A 13312-nucleotide genomic window follows, 5' to 3' on the forward strand; every position below is an offset into this window, starting at 1 on the left:
AAGGAGTGTTTACATGGTCAAGTCGTTAGCGCTGTTGTTACTGACCGGTACGCTGGCGGCCTGCGGGAGTAACCCGAAGGCCGAAGCCACGCCGGCGCCGAGCGAGTCGCAGAAGGGCTGTTATCAGGCCGACTGGCAGGCTGAAACCAACCCGGTGCTGAACAAGCGTTCCGGGCCGGACGGTCTGGACAAATACGAGACGCAAACCCCGGCCAAGGAACATGGTTGTCCTTGACGGGTCTGACTCTTTAACTCAGGGCTGGCGGCGTGTGCTGTCAGTCGAGGAACACGGATGAAAGGCTTGATCGCCATTGCGGCGTTGGCATTGTTGGGCGGTTGCGCGCAGTTGAACCTGTTTCAGTCGTCTGCTCCGGCGGACAACTGGACGACCTGGACCTGCGACAGCCAGGCCAAAGTGCTGTGGCGTTACGCCGATGCCGGCCAGAAGGAAGTCGACGTTCGACTGGGTGGCGGTGATCAGGTCTATCGCCTGAAAGAAGAGCCGGGCGCCTCGGGCACGCTGTACAGCGACGGCATGCTGGCGTTTCACGTTAAGGGAGAGGAAGGCCTGGTGTACTGGGTCGCCACCAATGACCTGATTGGCCGCGGCTGCAAAGCGCAGTAATTGCAACACCGCAGGCCCAATGTAGGAGTGAGCCTGCTCGCGATAGCGGCCTGACAGTCGCTGCAATATTGACTGAAAGATGGCTATCGCGAGCAGGCTCACTCCTACAAGGGTTCTGCGCAGTTCTGAAGAATTGGCTTTATCGAATCACCAGACCGGGCCTCAACCCCCGATCTGCAATCACTTGAATAGCCGCCGCCGCTCCGGCAGGCTGGCACGATTAACGACCCTCAACCGGGAGAGACACACACAATGGCACTTATCAGCATGCGCCAGATGTTGGACCACGCAGCCGAATTCGGCTACGGCGTTCCAGCTTTCAACGTCAACAACCTTGAGCAGATGCGCGCCATCATGGAAGCCGCTGACAAGACTGACTCCCCGGTGATCGTTCAGGCTTCGGCCGGCGCCCGTAAATACGCCGGCGCGCCTTTCCTGCGTCACCTGATCCTCGCCGCGATCGAAGAATTCCCGCACATCCCGGTGTGCATGCACCAGGACCACGGCACCAGCCCTGACGTCTGCCAGCGCTCGATCCAACTGGGTTTCAGCTCGGTAATGATGGACGGCTCGCTGGGCGAAGACGGCAAGACCCCGACCGACTACGACTACAACGTCCGTGTTACCCAACAAACCGTGGCCATGGCGCACGCCTGCGGCGTTTCGGTAGAAGGCGAGCTGGGCTGCCTGGGTTCGCTGGAAACCGGCATGGCCGGTGAAGAAGACGGCATCGGCGCTGAAGGCGTTCTGGATCACAGCCAAATGCTGACCGACCCGGAAGAAGCCGCTGACTTCGTCAAACGCACCCAGGTCGATGCCCTGGCCATCGCCATCGGCACCAGCCACGGCGCTTACAAGTTCACCAAGCCACCTACCGGCGACGTGCTGGCGATCGATCGCATCAAGGAAATCCACAAGCGCATCCCGAACACCCACCTGGTGATGCACGGTTCGTCCTCGGTGCCACAAGAGTGGCTGGCGATCATCAACCAGTACGGCGGCGACATCAAAGAGACCTACGGCGTACCGGTTGAAGAAATCGTCGAAGGCATCAAGTACGGCGTGCGCAAGGTCAACATCGACACCGACCTGCGCCTGGCATCCACCGGCGCGATGCGTCGCCTGATGGCCACCAACCCGAGCGAATTCGACCCACGTAAATTCTTCGGCGCCACCGTGACTGCGATGCGCGATGTTTGTATCGCTCGTTATGAAGCGTTTGGTACTGCGGGTAATGCTTCGAAGATCAAACCGATCTCGCTGGAAGCGATGTATCAGCGTTATCTGAAGGGTGAGTTGAACGCTAAGGTTAACTGAGCCTGAGCGTTAGACTGCTTTAAAAGAAACCCGCCGTGAGGCGGGTTTTTTGTGCTCTGTTGTTACCCTTTTGTGAAGTTCATATTGTAGGTTTTACCCACATTCGGCCCGCCTGATACAACCTTGACAGTACCGTTCAACTTATTATCGTTGGCGTCGGCAGATTTCAAGCTGATGGTGAGTGAACTGTCACCATGTCCATATTCATCTCCATCTGAGGCCTTTGCTTTGGCTTGAAGATTAAAAGACCTTGAGTTTTTCGCGGTGTAGCTACCGGTGACGGTAAAATATAGCCCGTAATATTGCATTTTGCCATTATTTAACTGTCCATTTTGTTGGCTTAGTTCGTCAAATGTAAGCGTGGCGCAATTGCTTTCACCTGTATCAGAGACTGTACCTTGGTAAGTAGGCATTAAGTTCACCTTTCGTTCGCGATATTTAAGGTTCGGGCTACACGTCAGTCCGGAGTGGGTTTCTCATATGACGTTGACGAGGTTAGATTGAAGGCTGTTTTTTGTAACCTGATAGAAATGACAGTTTTTTATAGTAATTCGCGATGCTCTGGTCGGGCGATTCACTAAATAGTTATAAGTAAGTGCGGGGCAGATCAAAAATAAAAAGACATCAGGGTTTATGGCTTTGTCCGTAAGGTTTAATTATTAGAAGCGCTCTTGGCGCATCCATGGTTGAGGATTAGGTATTGAATGTGCTGTTCACTAAGGGGTGGTAGTTTTGAAATTCTGTCTGTCAAAGGGGGACGGATTTATTAATTAAGATTTTGCTGGAAGCGTTTTTTCCGCGTTATCTGGAGGGGAGTTGAGCGCCAAGGTTAAATAAGCCTGACCGTTAAACTGCTTTAAAAGAAACCCGCCGTTAGGCGGGTTTTAGTGGGCGGTGATTTCTCGCGGTTACGACGCTATCCAAAAGTCAAAGAAAATGGCGCTGCCGCGTGCTCAATGGCGTTGACCACATGGGGCGCCTGTTCGCGATATTGAGGATAGCGCTCGAGCACCGCTTCAACCGAGGCAAGCAGATGCTGAATGCGCTCCTTGGGTTGGTCGATTTCACAGGTGTGAGCAAATTCCAGGAGCCCTTGTCGTGAGGCAAACATTGACTTGTTGCCCGCCAGATCCAATGCCAAAACATCTTCTGGAATATAGGCCGTGGTGTTGACGATGTCGTAAGCCGGCGCCAGATGCGCGTCGCGTTGCGTCGGTTCGGAATAGAGCAAACCGAAATTTTTCAAGTGAGCGTCGCCATTTCCAACGATGCAACTCAGGGCGACGCTATCGAAGAGTTGATCAAGCGACGTACGCAAGTGTTTCGCCGGGCAAAACACTCGGACAGCCTTGGCGATTGCCGCATAACTCTTGCTGTACTTCTGATTAGCCGACAGCCCCATCAGCACGGCCATGTCTTCAAACCCAATCGGGTTGAGCTGTTCATCGCGGTCAAATCGACGCATGACAAACAGTTTGGCGTTGTCGGAAAGGTAAAACGGTGGAACGGGAATACCCGCCTCTCTCGCCATGGACATACAAAGGAATTCGTTGATCGCCAGGCCCGGAAATTCGTCTCTGCCACTCTTGATGATCAGATCCGAGGTTTTGGATGTCACTCTCGGCAATTCTATTTCTTGCCGCTCCGGCACCAGCAACTTGGGTTGAACACCTGAAATGCCCGCACGCAGGATGTAGCGATCAAGCATGTCGGCGAAGATATCTTCCGTACCGTCCCACGTGAGAATCTCTTCGAGTTTTTCTCCCGGAAATTCTTGCGCCTGCAACAAGGCATCAACGGTTTCAGAGCGTACATGAACCCTGCCAATGGGCGATGTACTTCCGGAAAGCGCCAGTAGCAGCATTGGGTCGACGTTCACAGTCTTGGCCAAACGGTTGCGCAACTGCTCCAGTACGTAGCCTTCTGGCAGGTTCATTTGAAAAACAGGGTGCAACTCACGCCGACGAAACTCGTCATGTCGCACAGGCATCGAGAGGCTGATTGCCATTTGTGGCGATGCATCTTCGTGATAACGGAAAGTGAAATCCTCGGCATCGCTGAAAAGTCTGCCGCTAGTACCTTTAGGGGTGCTGACTTGAAGAGAGGTCATTTTCATTCGAATAAATCCCCAAGCTCTTCAAGGGTTGGCATCGTTGCTGGAACCACCGAGAGTTCGCAGTCCAAAGCAGCCAAAACGCGCGCGTAAGCGATCATGCCGACAGAAAGGGTGCCTTTCTCCACCGCGATGACTTTGTATCGCGTCAGTCCCGCCAGATTGGCGAACTGCGCCTGCGTCAGGCCACGATTTATACGTTTTTCACGTAATTGAATGCCGAGACGGGTGATCAATAGAGAGTAATCCATGTTGCGCTACCGTAACATTTTGATGTCAATGTAGCGTATGCGGAACATTTAATCTATTTGGTTCAAGAACCCGCCGTGAGGCGGGTTTTTTGTGGGCGGTTATTCCTTCAGCTCGACATGATCCAGTGCCTGATTCACTGCCAGTTCACCGAGCATGACGACTTGCGCAATCCCCAGCGCGGTCTTGCGGTGTGAGGTGTTCAGCATGGCGGCGAAGTTGTTGAGCATTTCGCTGGCTGAACCCAGGGTTTCGCTGGCGTTGGCCAGCAGGGATTCGGTGTTGTACTTCGGGTTGGCGAGGTACATGGGCTCGGGTTTATGCGTGCTGGCCATGATGAAGGCGGACGGTTTGAGGTAATGGTCGAGGGCGCGCTCTGCGGCGTCGTTGAGTTTTTTGGAATTGAGGGATTCGTACGGGGAGGCCGGGTCAGTGACCGGCGGGTGTGGCGTTGATTTGATCATTAGCTGAAAACTCCTGATGGAGCCGCTTCGTCTTCTCTACTAAAAGAAGGGTGGCAGCTGTGCGCAGGTTAGTAGACCGGGGAGTATTCAGCATTAACCGGCGCGCCGAAGCGCCCTGCACACAGCCACCATCAAGTCGGACAGCAATCACCGACGGATGCGCTTTGCACAAAACTGAAAAACACCACGGGCTACTAAACCCGATCACTGGAAATCAGTGACGCGAATCAAGTTACCGATGGCCCGCCAGGCGCACAAGCCGGCGGATTCTGGCGTACCCGTAGGCAACGACGCAAGCTGTTGTAGGCATCCGGAAGTAACTGCTGACAGATCTAAACAGCGCTGTTTAAAGGTAGGAACTGCCGAAGGCTGCGATCTTTTGATTTTGTCTTTTTGAATCAAAAACAAGATCAAAAGATCGCAGCCTTCGGCAGCTCCTACAGTGGGGATTGGGTTACTTGTCGTGATCGATGTCGAGTTTGGAGAAGGTCACTTGGCCACCTTCGCTGGTGTACCCGGTGTTGTCCTGCACATACACCCCAGCCTTGAAATACAGCGGCTTATTGCGCCACGTCGCGCTGATCTGTGAATCCCACTGATAACCCGCCGCACTGACACCCAACGCACCGCCAGGGCTCAAGTGGATGAGGTAGTTGAATTCGCGATCCAGTTTGATCCCGGTCGCCAGGGTGATGACACGGCTTTCGTCGTCATCCGGATGCATGCGCACCTTGATCACCAGGTTGCCGGTTTCGGTTTTTGTCTTGTACTGATACTCAAGTTTGACCATCGGCTTCTGGCTTTCATAGGCATGAATCTGGCCAATGACGATCTTGCCGGAACTCGGCACTTTGTTAACCGTAAGGGTCGCCCGCAGCAGGTTGTCGGCGTCCGGGTAATACCAGTTGCGCAGGGTGCCGTTGCTGTAGGTTTCACGCAGTTCGGTGCGCGGGTAGATGGCGTTTTCGGTTTTTGACCCGGTAACCGGTGACCAGAAGAACAAGGTGCCGGTGTCGGAATGGAAGTACTGATCTTTGAAGCCGTTCACCAGTTTGGAGGTTTCGACGGTGTATGGCGGGCTGCCAACGGGAACGCTGAGGTTCCAGGTTGCGAGATCGATCATGTCGGTTCTTCCACTCAAGTTTCACTGCACGTACGTGCCAGAAGCTCTAGCCCGCACGTTTTGGGGCGGCCTTTATAAGCGTAGAGGGATTTTTTGTTAATGCCCGTTTGGCAGATGATTGACGTCAACATCCTGTCGAAATGCCATCTCTGCCGGTTTCCGGGGGCTTCAGCGGTGACCGTTAGTCGGCAAACTCACGCTTTGGTTAAATGATGGCCTGATGACAGCTTCTGCTTTTTCGGATCCACGACTAGAGTGAAGGCTCGATGTATGTACGGTTTTACCGGAATCGCCCTGAAGTCCCGACAAGAGAAGCAGCATGGAATGCGCGCAACCCCCGCCAGGTGAAGGCAGCTCTGTCCTTTTGATCGTTGATGATTACCCTGAAAATCTGATCAGCATGCGCGCGTTGCTGCAGCGCCAGGATTGGCACGTCCTCACCGCAGCCTCCGGTTTCGAAGCGCTCAATATTCTGCTCTCGCATGACGTCGACCTGGTGTTGCTGGACGTGCAGATGCCGGGCATGGACGGCTTTGAAGTGGCGCGGCTGATGCGTGGCAGCCAACGCACGCGCCTGACGCCGATCATCTTTCTGACCGCCAACGAACAATCCCAGGACGCCGTGATCAAGGGCTATGCCAGTGGCGCGGTGGATTACCTGTTCAAGCCGTTCGACCCGCAGATTCTCAAACCCAAGGTGCAGGCGTTGCTCGAACATCAGCGCAATCGCCGCGCATTGCAGCGCCTGAGTCATGACCTGGAAGTGGCGCGCGCCTTCAATGCTTCGGTGCTGGATAACGCCGCCGAGGGGATATTGGTGGTGGGCGAGGACGGTTTGATCCGCTTTGCCAATCCGGCGATTTCGCGTTTGCTGAATGCGCCGGTGAAGGAGCTGGAAGGTAAGGAGTTTCTCGATTTTCTTCAGAAACCGCACATTCCGCTGTGGGCCGATTCCGAGTTTTATGCCAGCTACAAGCGTGGCGAAACATTAAGACTGCACGACGCCTTGCTGCGCACCGCGCCCGGCCAGCAAGTGCCGGTGGCGCTGTCCTGTGCGGCGTTGCCCGCCGAGCAACACGCGATGGTGGTGACTGTGCTGGACATGTCGGTGGTGCGGCACTTGCACCAGCAGCTCGAATTTCAAGCGGTCACCGATCCGTTGACAGGTTTGCTCAACCGTCGCGGGTTCTACCAGACCGTTGAAAATCTGCTGCTGCGTGGTGAGCGCAGTGATAGCAGTTGGGTGCTGCTGTATCTGGATCTCGACGGCTTCAAGCGGGTCAACGATTCGCTTGGTCACGATGCCGGCGATCGTGTGCTGCGCTGGGTCTCCGAGCAGTTGAAAGCCTGTTTGCGGCCGTTCGACATCCTCGCGCGGATGGGCGGGGACGAGTTCACAGCATTGCTGGATCTGGAATTCCCCGAGCAAGCGGCGAAGATTGCCGAAAAGCTCATTGAGCGGGTGTCGATCTGTCAGCAGATCGAGGGGTTGGACATCGCCCTCGGCGCCAGTATCGGCATCGCCACCTATCCGGATTGCGGCTCGAACCTCGACGGATTGCTGCGTGCTTCCGACATCGCGATGTACGAGGCCAAACGCGCCGGACGTCAGCAATATCGCTTTTATGATCATGAAATGAATGGCCGGGCGCGCTCGCGGTTGATGCTCGAAGAGAGTGTGCGTGCCGCCATCGAGAATCGCGATTTCAATCTGGTCTATCAGCCGCAAGTGGCTATCGACAGCGGCCAGATTCGTGGCTTCGAAGCCTTGCTGCGCTGGCAGCATCCGAGCGTCGGCGATGTGCCGCCAGGATTGTTCCTGCCGCTGCTGGAAGAGGCGCGGCTGATCAGCCGCCTCGGCAGTTGGATTTATCATCGCGGTGCCGGCCAGCGCAAAGCCTGGGAAACCCTGTTTGCCGAAGATCTGGTGCTCGGCGTGAGCTTGAGCAACACTCAGTTCAGCCTGCCGAATCTGGTCACCGAATTGCGCCAGGTCATGGAGCGACACGCCTTGCAGCCTCGGCAGCTGGAGGTCGAGGTCACTGAAGAGGCGCTGATGCAAAACCCCGATGAAACCCGCAAACAGCTGCGTTTGCTGCGCAATCTCGGTGTGCGCGTGGCGCTGGATGACTTCGGTTCCGGGCCGTGTTCGCTGGCACATCTGCGCGATCTGGAACTGGATACGCTAAAACTCGATCGCCATCTTATCGCGCGATTGCCGGACTCCAAACGCGACGCCTCACTGGTCAGCACGGTCATCAGTCTGTGCAAACAATACGGTTTGCTGGTGATTGCCGAAGGGGTGGAAACCATCGAGCAATACCAATGGCTGCAAGCCCACGGCTGCGAGTACGTGCAAGGCTTCCTCGTGGCGCGGCCACTGATCGCCGAGGACGCTGCGAGCTTCGCCGAGCCGTTCGACTGGAGCGCACTGCCCGGTTGAATTCGCTACACTGGCGCACCTTTTCGAACCGTGTCGCTTGTCCATGACTGTGTTGAAGTACCTGCAGGCCTATCCCGCGCAATTACAGGATCAGGTGCGCCAATTGATCGCCGAAGGGCGGCTGGGCGAATACCTCAATCAGCGCTATTCGGGGCGCCACGACGTGCAGAGCGACAAGGCCTTGTACAGCTACGCGCTGGACCTGAAGCAGGAATACCTGCGCAACGCCCCGGCCATCGACAAGGTGCTGTTCGACAACCGCCTCGACCTGACGCACCGCGCCCTCGGTCTGCACACCACGGTGTCGCGGGTGCAGGGTGGCAAGCTCAAGGCCAAGAAAGAGATTCGTATCGCCTCGTTGTTCAAGGACGCCGCGCCGGACTTTCTGAAAATGATCGTCGTGCATGAACTTGCGCACTTCAAGGAATCGGATCACAACAAGGCGTTCTATAAATTGTGCGAGCACATGCTGCCGGGGTATCACCAGGTCGAGTTTGATCTGCGCGTGTATCTGACATGGCGGGATCTGCAGGCTTAACAGTACGCAACCAGGAAGGTGGGGATGGACGTCAGCAAGACCAAAAGCAGTTTCTACCGCCGCTTGTATGTGGCGTACCTGATCGACAGCGGTCTGGCGCCGAGTGTGCCGACGCTGACCGAAGTGACCGGCATGCCCCGGCGCACGGCGCAGGACACGATTGCGGCGTTGGCCGATCTGGATATCGTTTGTGAATTCGAGCAGGAAGAGGGCGCGCGTAATCATGCGGGGCGCTATCGGATTCGTGAGTGGGGGGCGATTGATCGCGGGTGGATCGAGCGTAATTTGCGGCAGATCAAGGCTGTGCTTGAGTATCCCTAAATGCCCTCACCCCAGCCCTCTCCCGGAGGGAGAGGGGGCCGATTGGGGGATATTGGAGAGGTACGCCGACTTGAGCGAATTCCTCTGAATCCATAATCGACGCGGTTTTTCAGGTCGATGTCTGCCGCAAGACGATAAGGTCAGTCCCCTCTCCCTCCGGGAGAGGGCTAGGGTGAGGGGCTCTTCAGGCACGACGCATGCCAATGTGTGGAATGTCATCCTCCAGATACTCTTCACCCGCCACAACAAACCCGTACTTGCCGTAGTACCCCTGCAAATGCGCCTGCGCCGACAGATAGATCGGCACCTGCGGCCAATGCTTCTCCGCCTGTTTCAAAGCCTGCTCCATCATTTGGTGCCCCAGCCCTTTGCCGCGACCCTGCGGTGCGGTAATCACGCGGCCGATCACCACGTCTCCTCCCTGAGATTCCGGATCCAGCAGGCGCAGGTACGCCATCAGCTGATCATCTTCCCAACCCATCAGATGGTAGGTGTCGCCTTCCAGATCCTGACCGTCGAGATCCGGATAAGCACATTTCTGTTCAACCACGAACACGTCCGAGCGCAGTTTCAACAGCGCGTACAGCTGCTCCTTGCCCAGATCACTGTGATGTTTGCAGACCCATTCGATTGTCATTTGCCGATTCCTTGAACGTGTCACCGGATACTAAGCGCCTGCGGCAAAGATGTCTTTATGGCGTAAGAGTCTGTGACAAAGGTCAAAATGCCATCATTCCTTTCTCGCAGCCGCGGTGACTTTGTGTAATCTGCTGGAGAGCCCTGTGCACTGGCTGCAATGAGCTAATGTTAGGGCCTGGGTTTTGCCGGTAAGGGGCCTTGGGGTTTTGGCTGAAAACATGCTGGGCAACTCGCCCGCTAAGGATTTTCAAGCATGCCGCGTTTGCATCGAGCCTTTGCTTTGACCGGATTGCTCTTGCTGGCCCAGACCGCTGCAGCGGATAAGCTGCGGCTGGTGTTTGATATCTGGCCACCCTTTACCGACGACACGCTGATCAACGGCGGACTGGCCACCGACATCGTCACAACTGCGCTGGCCCGGGCCGGTTATGCCAGCGGCTACGAGCAGGTGCCTTGGGCGCGGGCGCTGCTTGGTGTTGGCGAGGGCCGCTACGATGTGTTGGTCAACGCCTGGTACAACGACGAGCGGACCAAGCTCGGCCAGTTTTCCGGTGAATACCTGCTCAACCGCATTCGCTTTCTCAAGCGCAAAGACACACCACTCGAGTATTCCAATCTGCAGCAGTTGCACACCTATCCGATTGCGGTGGTGCGCGGTTACGCCTATTCCGCGCCGTTCGATGCCGACACGGCGTTGCAGAAAGTCCCTGTGCATAACTTCGCCATGGCCGTGCGCATGCTCGCGGCGGATCGGGTCAAGCTGACGCTGGAAGATGAGTATGTGGCCAAGTATTACCTGGCGCGGGAATCAGCCAAGGTGCGCAATTCAGTGGAATTTTTGCCCAAGCCGTTGAGTGAGAACAGCCTGCATATATTGGTCAGCCTGAAGAATCCGCAGCATGAGCAGATTGTTGCGGGGTTTGATAAGGCGATTGCGGCGATGAAGGCGGATGGCAGTTATGACAAGTTGTTGAGGCAGCATGGGATGTGAGGGTCGATCCAGAATCCTCTGTGTGGCAGATGTCGCTATCGCGAGCAGGCGAAGGCCTACAATTTGGAATGCGTTCCCCTGTAGGAGTGAGCCTGCTCGCGATGACGCCCTGTCAACCGCCGCTGATTTCTGAGGTGTCCTTGATCAGATGCGCCGCCAACGTCCGCAACGGCCCCAACTGCCGGCAAATCAACGCCAGTTGCGTCTGCACCAACCGCTGCCCCTCATCAATCTCATCCGGCATCTGCTCCAGCTCATTGGCCAGCGCTTCTTCTTCGTCACTCTGAATCGCCACCGGCTGCTTGTTCGCCAGCCCTTGGGCGATTTCGTCGATGCTCGTTGCCAGTTTCACCCCGGCGCCATCAATCAAATGCTCACGCACATCGGCGGGTAACTGAGTTTCCCGATGCGCGCCCAGCCCTGACAGATAACTCAACAAGGTGTGCGACAACACCAGAAAGCGAAAACCGACATCCGCTTCCTTACGGAAATGTCCCGGCTCCATGAGCATGTTCGCCAGCGTGGTGGACAGCGCCGCATCAGCGTTGTGTGCATTGCGTCGGGCCAGCCGATAGGCGAGGTCGTCGCTCTTGCCGGCGGCGTATTGCTGCATGATCTGGCGCAGGTAGATGCTGTTGCAGGTCAGGGTGTTGGCCAGCACTTTGTTCAGGCGTCGACCCTGCCAGTCCGGCAGGAACAGGAACACCGTCAGGCCGGCAATCAGGCTGCCCAGCAGCGTATCGAACAGGCGTGGCAGAAACAGTCCGTAGCCGTCGCCGACCTGGTTGAAGCAGAACAGCACCATGATGGTGATCGCCGCCGTCGCCAGGGTGTAGCGGGTGGTGCGGTTGGTAAAGAACACCACGCCGGCAGCGATGGCGAAACAGGACTGCACCAGCGGACTCGGGAACAGATCGAACAGCGCCCACGCCACGGTCAGGCCGATGGCGGTGCCGAAGATCCGCTGCCCGAGTTTGCGCCGCGTCGCGCCATAGTTCGGCTGGCAGACGAACAGCGTGGTGAGGATGATCCAGTAACCCTGCGACGGGTGAATCAAATGCACCATGCCGTAGCCGATACTCAGGGCCAAGGGCAGGCGCAGGGCATGACGGAACAACAGAGAAGTCGGCGTCAGTTGCGTACGCAGACGCACCCAGACGTCTTTGAGGTTGCGCGGCGAACGGTCGAGCAGGCTGCTGTCAGTCGCATCGGCCAAAGCGTCGGGGTTGCTCGCGTCGCTGAGCAAGCGGTCGAGGGTGCCGAGGTTGGCCGCCAGTGCGCGCAGCGAACGCAGCAATCCGCGCCAGGCCGGATTGCTCTGGATGCGCAGGTGCTCGAGGGAGGCGTCGAGGTCGCTCAGGGCTTCGGCGAAACTGGCGTCGTAAATGAATGGCTGGCGCATCTGGATCGATTCGGCCAGCGCGCGGCAGGCCTTGCCTTGCTGGCGCAACAGGCGTTGGCAGCGGAACAGCACGTCGCTGTGGAAGAACGCTTCGGCCAGCGCGTTGTACGGATAGTGCGAGGAACTGGCGCGTTCATGGATGTCTTGCGCGAGGAAATACAGCTTCAGGTAGCGGCTGACTTTCGAACCGGGGCGGCCGTTGCCGACGCGGTGCAGAATGATTTCCTTGGCACTGTTCAGCGCCGCCACTACGCGACCGTTTTGCTGAGCCAGTTCCAGACGCCGCGCCTCCACATCCATTTGCCGGATCGGCTCGAACAGCGACGATTTCAGCTTCAGGTAAAAACCCAGTTCGCGGAACAACCGCGCCAGACTTTGCTGCACCGGCTGGTTGGAAAACAGCGCCTGCCACAACACCGAGAGCAAGCCGTACCACGCCGCACCGGCGACCAGCAGCATCGGCTCGTGCCAGAAATCGGTGACCGCGCCACCGCGCTGATCAACGCCGATCATCGTGTAGACCGACAGAATCAGTGTCGCCGAGGCAATCGCACCGTAGCGCTCGCCGAGCGCGCCGAGCATGGTCAGACCGAAACTGGCCAGCGCCAAGGCAATGGCAAACACGATCGGGTAGGGGAAGAGCAATTCCACCGAGAGCGCGGCGATGCTGAAACACACCAGCGTCACGGCGAGTGCATTGAGGCGGCCCTGCCAACTGTCGTCGGTTTCGGCCAGGGCGCTGGCGATAATGCCGAGGAACAACGGGATCAACAGGCCCATTTCATCCTGATACCAGCACAGCGCCATGCTGCCGGTCAGGGCGATGAACACCCGCACGCTGTAGCTGAATTTATCCAGCGCCCACAGGCGCCGCAAAGACTGACGAAACGAGGTCGAGGACATGAAGTGCGAAGGCCTTCCGAGGCGATGCCGCTAAATTGAGCCAGTAATGACGCCGACGCAATGGCGCCGATCACATCTGACAGCAAAAAGTGTTCCTTACTGCATCACACATAACAACTGTAGGAGTGAGCCTGCTCGCGATAGCGGTGTGTCAGCCAATGAATTCATCGACTGATTCACCGCT

Annotated in this window: 14 protein-coding genes; 7 read left to right on the forward strand and 7 right to left on the reverse strand. The window is 56.9% G+C overall.

Annotation, left to right across the window (positions count from 1 at the left end; genetic code table 11):
• The first annotated feature begins 13 nt into the window (after window positions 1–13).
• The 3 genes from ACW9IR_RS17135 (at window position 14) to fba (ending at window position 1942) form a co-directional block, all read left to right on the forward strand.
• On the forward strand, window positions 14–235 hold the full coding sequence (locus ACW9IR_RS17135) for a hypothetical protein (RefSeq protein ID WP_007913756.1): 222 nt from the start codon (window positions 14–16) through the stop codon (window positions 233–235).
• A 57-nt stretch (window positions 236–292) separates the two neighbouring features.
• Window positions 293–625 (forward strand): MliC family protein, encoded by a 333-nt coding sequence (locus tag ACW9IR_RS17140; protein ID WP_016987235.1) that lies wholly within the window; start codon window positions 293–295, stop codon window positions 623–625.
• A 252-nt stretch (window positions 626–877) separates the two neighbouring features.
• On the forward strand, window positions 878–1942 hold the full coding sequence (fba, locus tag ACW9IR_RS17145; protein ID WP_007913760.1) for a class II fructose-bisphosphate aldolase: 1065 nt from the start codon (window positions 878–880) through the stop codon (window positions 1940–1942).
• Window positions 1943–2004: 62 nt separating this feature from the next.
• On the opposite strand, the gene ACW9IR_RS17150 is transcribed toward fba, so the two are convergent.
• From ACW9IR_RS17150 to ACW9IR_RS17170, 5 genes are all read right to left on the reverse strand, one after another.
• The gene (locus ACW9IR_RS17150) at window positions 2005–2355 is read right to left on the reverse strand and encodes a hypothetical protein (RefSeq protein WP_102900057.1); all 351 of its coding nucleotides are present in this window, start codon (window positions 2353–2355) and stop codon (window positions 2005–2007) included.
• Window positions 2356–2858: 503 nt separating this feature from the next.
• The gene (locus tag ACW9IR_RS17155; protein WP_457464333.1) at window positions 2859–4058 is read right to left on the reverse strand and encodes a type II toxin-antitoxin system HipA family toxin; all 1200 of its coding nucleotides are present in this window, start codon (window positions 4056–4058) and stop codon (window positions 2859–2861) included.
• The gene (locus ACW9IR_RS17160; protein ID WP_457464335.1) at window positions 4055–4306 is read right to left on the reverse strand and encodes a helix-turn-helix domain-containing protein; all 252 of its coding nucleotides are present in this window, start codon (window positions 4304–4306) and stop codon (window positions 4055–4057) included. The genes ACW9IR_RS17155 and ACW9IR_RS17160 overlap by 4 nt, the downstream gene beginning before the upstream one ends.
• Window positions 4307–4405: 99 nt before the next feature.
• Window positions 4406–4768, reverse strand: coding sequence for a DUF6124 family protein (locus tag ACW9IR_RS17165; protein ID WP_016987236.1), 363 nt, complete (start codon window positions 4766–4768; stop codon window positions 4406–4408).
• Between the two features lie 454 nt (window positions 4769–5222).
• Window positions 5223–5891, reverse strand: coding sequence for a polysaccharide lyase family 7 protein (locus tag ACW9IR_RS17170; protein ID WP_034153613.1), 669 nt, complete (start codon window positions 5889–5891; stop codon window positions 5223–5225).
• A gap of 319 nt (window positions 5892–6210) precedes the next feature.
• Here ACW9IR_RS17170 and ACW9IR_RS17175 point away from each other — a divergent pair, with 319 nt between their 5' ends.
• From ACW9IR_RS17175 to ACW9IR_RS17185, 3 genes are read left to right on the forward strand one after another with little or no spacing between them, the layout of a single operon-like run.
• Window positions 6211–8334 (forward strand): putative bifunctional diguanylate cyclase/phosphodiesterase, encoded by a 2124-nt coding sequence (locus ACW9IR_RS17175; protein WP_457464338.1) that lies wholly within the window; start codon window positions 6211–6213, stop codon window positions 8332–8334.
• A gap of 43 nt (window positions 8335–8377) precedes the next feature.
• A complete protein-coding gene (locus tag ACW9IR_RS17180; protein ID WP_095121442.1) occupies window positions 8378–8872 on the forward strand; it encodes a M48 metallopeptidase family protein in 495 nt (164 codons plus the stop codon).
• A gap of 24 nt (window positions 8873–8896) precedes the next feature.
• Window positions 8897–9193 carry a winged helix-turn-helix domain-containing protein gene (locus ACW9IR_RS17185; protein WP_007913779.1) on the forward strand — a complete coding sequence of 99 codons (297 nt, stop codon included), beginning with the start codon at window positions 8897–8899 and terminating at the stop codon, window positions 9191–9193.
• A gap of 184 nt (window positions 9194–9377) precedes the next feature.
• Here ACW9IR_RS17185 and ACW9IR_RS17190 read toward each other — a convergent pair whose 3' ends face one another.
• Entirely contained in the window at window positions 9378–9830 is a 453-nt protein-coding gene (locus ACW9IR_RS17190; protein WP_457464340.1) for a GNAT family N-acetyltransferase, read from the reverse strand.
• 255 nt (window positions 9831–10085) lie between these two features.
• On the opposite strand from ACW9IR_RS17190, the gene ACW9IR_RS17195 reads away from it, so the two are divergent.
• Window positions 10086–10823, forward strand: a complete 738-nt coding sequence (locus ACW9IR_RS17195; protein WP_095121441.1) for a substrate-binding periplasmic protein — start codon at window positions 10086–10088, stop codon at window positions 10821–10823.
• Between the two features lie 112 nt (window positions 10824–10935).
• Here the strand turns inward: ACW9IR_RS17195 and yccS are convergent, their stop codons facing one another.
• Complete coding sequence (gene yccS, locus ACW9IR_RS17200) at window positions 10936–13128, reverse strand: YccS family putative transporter (protein WP_457464342.1); 2193 nt, start codon at window positions 13126–13128, stop codon at window positions 10936–10938.
• Window positions 13129–13312: the final 184 nt, after the last annotated feature.

The sequence above is a fragment of the Pseudomonas sp. SDT291_1_S447 genome (assembly GCF_054070155.1).

Excerpts from the sequence above, each read along its gene's own strand:
- ACW9IR_RS17155 (WP_457464333.1), bottom strand. The coding sequence starts at position 4,058 with ATGAAAATGACCTCTCTTCAAGTCAGCACCCCTAAAGGTACTAGCGGC.
- yccS (WP_457464342.1), bottom strand. The coding sequence starts at position 13,128 with ATGTCCTCGACCTCGTTTCGTCAGTCTTTGCGGCGCCTGTGGGCGCTG.
- ACW9IR_RS17185 (WP_007913779.1), top strand. The coding sequence starts at position 8,897 with ATGGACGTCAGCAAGACCAAAAGCAGTTTCTACCGCCGCTTGTATGTG.
- ACW9IR_RS17190 (WP_457464340.1), bottom strand. The coding sequence starts at position 9,830 with ATGACAATCGAATGGGTCTGCAAACATCACAGTGATCTGGGCAAGGAG.
- ACW9IR_RS17160 (WP_457464335.1), bottom strand. The coding sequence starts at position 4,306 with ATGGATTACTCTCTATTGATCACCCGTCTCGGCATTCAATTACGTGAA.
- ACW9IR_RS17135 (WP_007913756.1), top strand. The coding sequence starts at position 14 with ATGGTCAAGTCGTTAGCGCTGTTGTTACTGACCGGTACGCTGGCGGCC.
- ACW9IR_RS17170 (WP_034153613.1), bottom strand. The coding sequence starts at position 5,891 with ATGATCGATCTCGCAACCTGGAACCTCAGCGTTCCCGTTGGCAGCCCG.
- ACW9IR_RS17180 (WP_095121442.1), top strand. The coding sequence starts at position 8,378 with ATGACTGTGTTGAAGTACCTGCAGGCCTATCCCGCGCAATTACAGGAT.
- ACW9IR_RS17150 (WP_102900057.1), bottom strand. The coding sequence starts at position 2,355 with ATGCCTACTTACCAAGGTACAGTCTCTGATACAGGTGAAAGCAATTGC.
- ACW9IR_RS17175 (WP_457464338.1), top strand. The coding sequence starts at position 6,211 with ATGGAATGCGCGCAACCCCCGCCAGGTGAAGGCAGCTCTGTCCTTTTG.
- ACW9IR_RS17165 (WP_016987236.1), bottom strand. The coding sequence starts at position 4,768 with ATGATCAAATCAACGCCACACCCGCCGGTCACTGACCCGGCCTCCCCG.
- fba (WP_007913760.1), top strand. The coding sequence starts at position 878 with ATGGCACTTATCAGCATGCGCCAGATGTTGGACCACGCAGCCGAATTC.
- ACW9IR_RS17195 (WP_095121441.1), top strand. The coding sequence starts at position 10,086 with ATGCCGCGTTTGCATCGAGCCTTTGCTTTGACCGGATTGCTCTTGCTG.
- ACW9IR_RS17140 (WP_016987235.1), top strand. The coding sequence starts at position 293 with ATGAAAGGCTTGATCGCCATTGCGGCGTTGGCATTGTTGGGCGGTTGC.